The sequence below is a fragment of the Micromonospora yasonensis genome, from assembly GCF_026013475.1.
GTDB lineage: Bacteria > Actinomycetota > Actinomycetes > Mycobacteriales > Micromonosporaceae > Micromonospora > Micromonospora yasonensis.
The window spans coordinates 1-5,159 of record NZ_JAPDPH010000341.1 but is presented as its reverse complement, the minus strand read 5'-3'; the positions used below and the strand labels follow the sequence as shown (position 1 = coordinate 5,159).

General features: G+C 67.6%; 6 protein-coding genes. 4 read left to right on the top strand and 2 right to left on the bottom strand.

Annotated elements, in window-relative coordinates:
- Positions 1-69: 69 nt before the first annotated feature.
- Positions 70-1,062, bottom strand: coding sequence for a hypothetical protein (locus ONA70_RS34540; RefSeq protein WP_265010685.1), 993 nt, complete (start codon positions 1,060-1,062; stop codon positions 70-72).
- A gap of 340 nt (positions 1,063-1,402) precedes the next feature.
- Here ONA70_RS34540 and ONA70_RS34535 point away from each other — a divergent pair, with 340 nt between their 5' ends.
- Complete coding sequence (locus tag ONA70_RS34535) at positions 1,403-2,422, top strand: hypothetical protein (RefSeq protein ID WP_265010684.1); 1,020 nt, start codon at positions 1,403-1,405, stop codon at positions 2,420-2,422.
- Positions 2,423-2,494: 72 nt separating this feature from the next.
- Here ONA70_RS34535 and ONA70_RS34530 read toward each other — a convergent pair whose 3' ends face one another.
- The gene (locus tag ONA70_RS34530; protein ID WP_265010683.1) at positions 2,495-3,160 is read right to left on the bottom strand and encodes a YoaK family protein; all 666 of its coding nucleotides are present in this window, start codon (positions 3,158-3,160) and stop codon (positions 2,495-2,497) included.
- Positions 3,161-3,450: 290 nt separating this feature from the next.
- Between ONA70_RS34530 and ONA70_RS34525 the strand changes: the two genes are divergently transcribed.
- From ONA70_RS34525 to ONA70_RS34515, 3 genes are all read left to right on the top strand, one after another.
- Entirely contained in the window at positions 3,451-4,164 is a 714-nt protein-coding gene (locus ONA70_RS34525; protein ID WP_265010682.1) for a TenA family transcriptional regulator, read from the top strand.
- A 97-nt stretch (positions 4,165-4,261) separates the two neighbouring features.
- Complete coding sequence (locus tag ONA70_RS34520) at positions 4,262-4,633, top strand: Rieske (2Fe-2S) protein (RefSeq protein WP_265010681.1); 372 nt, start codon at positions 4,262-4,264, stop codon at positions 4,631-4,633.
- Positions 4,634-4,640: 7 nt separating this feature from the next.
- The coding region (locus ONA70_RS34515) for an FAD-dependent oxidoreductase (RefSeq protein WP_265010680.1) at positions 4,641-5,159 on the top strand (519 nt) is incomplete at its 3' end.

The following is a 5,159-nucleotide window of genomic DNA, read 5'->3' as shown; positions in this document are numbered from 1 at the left end:
CCCTCGGCGAGGGCCCTGAACTGTCCGCGATTCCTCAGGCTCGTTGTCCGCTGACCGAGCTGGGCGAGGTCAGAAGATGTTCATGGCGATGCCGTTCGTCAACGAGGTGCTCTGCATCCCGTCGATCTTGATTGGGTTGCCAGAGATGTGCTGGACGAAGATCCGCATGAGGAAGTTCCGGGTTCCGCAGGTCGGGTCGATCGGGATACCCGAAAGGGAAAGGCTCGCGGGGTAGTGGTGCGCGTCGTCACGGATTGTCTTGCGGGACGTCGTGGTGCTGTTCATCCGGCAGGTGTGCGCGGTCGTGTCGAGCTGGATGACCTCGAAGCGGATGTCGACCACCGAGTTCGTGCCGAGCGGCTTCTCGTACGCGTCGACACCGGTGCACGACGCGGTACCTGCGTAGCAGGTGGTCAGCTCCAACGTGGCCAGAGCCTGTACCGAGGTGGCGTTGGCGTCGGCGTTCCATTTGTACACCGGCGTGCCGTCGTTGTAGAACACCCAGGCAGTGGAGGTGCCGGCGCCGATGTAGGTGCAGGTGCTGGAGGTACCGGTGCTGTTGCAGGTCGGGTTCTGCCACCAGTGTGCGCCCACCTGGTCGGTGTCGCTGACCTCAAGCCAGGTGTCGGTGGCGACGGCGGTCAGGTAGTAGCTGTCGGGCGAACTGGAGGCCGTGTACGCATAGAGGCCGCAGGTGTAGGTGCCCGCCGATGGTGCGGTGAACAGCAGGTCGGCGTAGATCGGCAGATGACCGGGCGTGGCGTAGTAGGTGGTGTCCGAGCCCTCGTGGTTACGCGATGACGTGGAGGTGACGCCGACGACGGAACCGGCCGAGTTGACGCACTTGAGAGTGTTGTTCATCGCCACGTTCCGCGTGGTGCTGCTGGTCGCCTGGAGGCGTCCACGCACGTGCCGGGACTCACCGGCCGCGAGGGTGAGGGTTCTGGCCAGGAGGCGCTCTTCAACCGTGGGATAGAAGTTGTTCGCATTGGTCAGCGTTGCTCTGGTGACCGTCCCCGTATCGGCATGCGCGGCGTCCGCGGCGATGACGATGAGCAGCATGGCCACGACCATGCTGAAGGCTTTCCGCACGTGTCGACTCCTACCGTTGCGGCATGATGCGCAGCATCAAAGTGGAATGCAGCGCTGATCAAGGACTCGACCTACCGACCCGATGGGTCGCAAGTAGAGGCCGGCCGATGCTATCGCAGTCGTGGCCTCCCGGTGGTCCCTCGATGAGCCAGTTGGCGAACGTCTATCCCATCCCGCCCGGTCCGGGTCACCGCCACGACGTCGGTCCCGGTCTTGCTTTGGACAAGCTATATTGTCATCGATCTATCAGTACCCCCCGGATGCGGGAGCACACATGCCCAACAAAAGCAGGATCACTGGGAGATCGTTGGTGGCGACCGTAGCGGCTGCGGCGCTGGTGGCGGTGGGGTTCGCGGTGCCCGCACCGGCGAGTGCGGCGGTCACCAGGGCGCAGTTGGCGCTGCGCTGGGCGCCGATCCACTACCAGGACGTCGACGTCACCGGCAGCCACGCGCTCGGTGGCAAGTCCGACTACATCACCAAGGTCGACTTCGACGGCGATCTCAACGGGCGCAACAACTGGGACCGCGCCGGCCAGGCGGGCGTCTCGTTCGCCGCGCACGCCTACTACTCCGTGCTGGAGACGAGCACGCACTGGTACATCACGTACCTGTTCTTTCACCCTCGCGACTGGACGGACAACTTCTTCGATACGGAACACGAGAACGACGGCGAGGGCGTGCTGCTCGCGATCCAGCGGGACGGATCCACGTACGGGGTGCTGCGCGCTGCGGTCACCGTGGCGCACACGAACTTCTTCTCGTACACCCCGGCGGGGAGCACCTGGACGAGCGGCCGGGAAAGCATCGACGGCACCCTGCAACTCAAGGCGTCGCCGCACGACGCGTTCCTGCACCCGGTGACCGCGCAGGAGGCGAAGGGGCACGGCCTGAAGGCGTACCCGCAGTACGACATCAACGGTGATGGCATCGTGTACTACCCGTCGACCGTGGCGGAGACGCCGAGCAGCGGCGACGACCGCAACGTGCGGTACACGCTCATCGACATCTTCGCCAGTGGCGGCCTGTGGGCGCAGCGGGCCAACACCAGCCTGTTCGCGAACCTCGGTACCTTTGCCGGTGACGACTCCGGCGACTGTGGCGTGGGTACGCTCGACTGCTCGATCAACTCGGCCAACGCGCCGTGGGGCTGGGACGACGGCGACGACCTGCCCGGCCGGGGCCAGATCGCCACCGATCCGGCGAAGCTGTCCGTCGAGTACTTCACGATCCCGGGCAGCCTGTCTCGGACGTACACCTACAACCCGTACGCCGGTGCGGCGGCGGCCCTAGCGGCCGCGGCGAAGACGGCGCCACCCGTCGTCGACTGACGCTTCGTGGGCTGGGTGTGGGCCGGCCGCAAGCGGCCGGCCCACACCCAGTCTTACGCACCGAGCGGGAAGTCAGCGACGAATAGGGGCGCGGTCGGGTGCCGGCTGGATCGTTGTGACGGCGGCGGCCAGGACGATGCCGAGGCTGCCCAGCTGCACCAGGGGTGCCCACATGGGTGCCCGGGTCGCGAGCAGCGCGCCGAGCGCTGCGCCGGTGATCAGCCCGAGGAGGGTGAGGGCGCTCTGGGCGACGTCGCGTAGTCGGTGCCCGGAGGTGAGTCGCGCGATCAGGGTGGTCAGCGTCCCGGTGAGGTAGGTGGTGGACAGTCCCGCCACGCCGAAGCGCTGGACCGTGCTGCTCTGGATGCCGAGCGCGAGCGCGTTGAGAACGAGCAACGACAGTTGCAGTTGTCCCGACGGGTGGGCGTCGCTCCACCACCAGCCCACCGCGTACCCGACGAGCACCACTGCCTCGACGGTCAGCGCCCGGGTAACCGCCGGCGGCCAGACCGGGTCGTCGGGCCTCGGGGTGCCGGCGATGCGTGTGCCGAGGGAGCAGCCGAGGATGAAGCAGAGGATTGCCGCCCCGGTGTGCAGGGCCAGCGCACCGTCGGCCCCGGCCACGGCTACCCCGAGCAGGACCATGTTCCCGGTCATGACGCTGGTGAAGGCTCCGCCCAGTGCCAGGAACCCGATGGCGTCGGTGGCTCCGCTGTTGACCGCCAGTACGACGGCCATCGCCTCCCGCCACCGGCGCTGCTGGCCGCTGCTTGGCAACCCTTTTGTCGGCGTCCACCGGAATCGGCGTGGATGCGTGCTGTTGATCGTGGGCACCGACCCACGATGGCAAACCGGCCACCATTGGCGCTGTGGGCTGTCTGCACAGAAGGCTGCGGCGAATGATGTGCATCTTGACCGTGGGGTGCGGGTCGTCGGGCTCCTTAGCGTTAGTGGCATCCCAGAGACTCCCAAGGCGCTGCGCCGGGCTGCCGGGACCGCACCGACGCACCACAGAGAGAGGCGACCAGATGACCGAGCTGCTCTCCCGCGACAAGTTCCGTGCTGCCCTCGAGGACGCGATCAAGGGCAGAGAGGCCAAGAACGCGTCGTTCAGCCAGGCATGGGCCGATGGCAAGCTGCAGCGGCACCACTTCGCGCGCTGGGCGGAGAACCACTACCACTACGTGGGCCCGTTCGCCGACTACCTGAGCTACGTCTACGCCAACACCCCCGACACCTGCACCGACGCCAAGGACTTCCTCCTGCAGAACATGTACGAGGAGGAACTGGCCGACATCCGCCACACCGACCTGCTGATCCGCTTCGCTGAGGCGTGCGGGACGACCCGGGAGCGGATCGAGGACCCGAACAACATGAACGCGGTGACCCGCGGCCTTCAGGCGTGGTGTTACGCGACTGCCATCCGCGAGCACTTCGCGGTGGCGACCGCGGCGCTGGTCGTGGGTCTCGAGTCCCAGGTGCCGAGCATCTACAAGAAGCAGATCGTCCCGCTGCGCGAGGCGTACGGCTTCACCGAGGACGAGATCGAGTTCTTCGACCTGCACATCACCTCCGACGAGGTGCACGGCGAGCGTGGCTACCAGATCGTCTTGGACCACGCCAACACGCCCGAACTTCAGCAGCGATCGCTGCAGTTCGTCCGCTGGGGTGCAGAGATGCGCTTCTCGTACACCAAGGCGCTCTACGACACCTACGTGGCGCCGGACCTGGTCAGCGCCTGATCGAAGCAGTCGGACGGGTGGGTCCACTGGTTGGCCCACCCTTCCGGCATCTGTGGGCGGAGTACCGCAACCGCTTCAGACACGGAGGGAGTCGACAGTGAGCGAGCCTAACCCCGTCGAGTGGGTGCTCGTCGCCGAGCTGCCGGAGCTCGCGCGCCGCAAGAAGAAGCAGGTGCTCGTCGACGGCACACCGATCGCGTTGTTCCTCGTCGGCGGTCGGGTCTTCGCCTTGCACGACGTCTGCGTGCACAAGCAGCGCTCGCTGAGCAAGGGGACGGTGCTGCACGGGCGGATCATCTGCCCCGGCCACCAGTGGTCCTTCGACCCCGCCACCGGACAGGCGGCGGACCAGGTCGAGTGCCAGCCGACGTACGACGTCAGGGTGGAGGACGACAAGATCTACGTCAACCCGCGGCCCCGCCCCGACGGCGCTGACGCCGCCCCGTACACGAGCATGGCAGCCGGGTGAGGCACCCATGACCAGGACAATTGTCACCGTCGGGGCCGGTCAGGCCGCCGCCGTCGCCGCCCGTGCCCTGCGCCGGCGCGGGTTCGACGGCCGAATCGAGCTGCTCGGCGCGGAACCGGAGGCGCCGTACCAGCGGCCGCCGCTGTCGAAGGAGTACCTCGCCGGCGACGACGACTGCGGCCTGAACCTGCTGCCGGAGCAGTGGTGCGCGGCCAACGACGTACACCTGCGACTCGGCCAACCGGCCGTCCGGATCCGGCCGGAGCGCGGACGGGTCGAGTTGGCCGACGGCACGGAGGTCGCCGCGGACATGATCCTCCTCGCCACCGGCGGCAGCCCACGCCGCCTCCCGGACGTCGCCGGTGAGCGTATCCACTACCTGCGCACCCGGCGGGACGCCGACCAGCTCCGCGCCCAGCTTCGTCCGGGCGTACACGTGATCGTCATCGGCGCCGGCTTCATCGGCGCCGAGGTCGCCGCCACCAGCCGCGGCAAGGGCGCCGACGTCACCGTGGTCGAGGCGCTG

Coding starts and splice junctions, on each gene's coding strand:
- ONA70_RS34540 (WP_265010685.1), bottom strand. CDS start 1,062: ATGCTGCTCATCGTCATCGCCGCGGACGCCGCGCATGCCGATACGGGG.
- ONA70_RS34530 (WP_265010683.1), bottom strand. CDS start 3,160: ATGGCCGTCGTACTGGCGGTCAACAGCGGAGCCACCGACGCCATCGGG.
- ONA70_RS34525 (WP_265010682.1), top strand. CDS start 3,451: ATGACCGAGCTGCTCTCCCGCGACAAGTTCCGTGCTGCCCTCGAGGAC.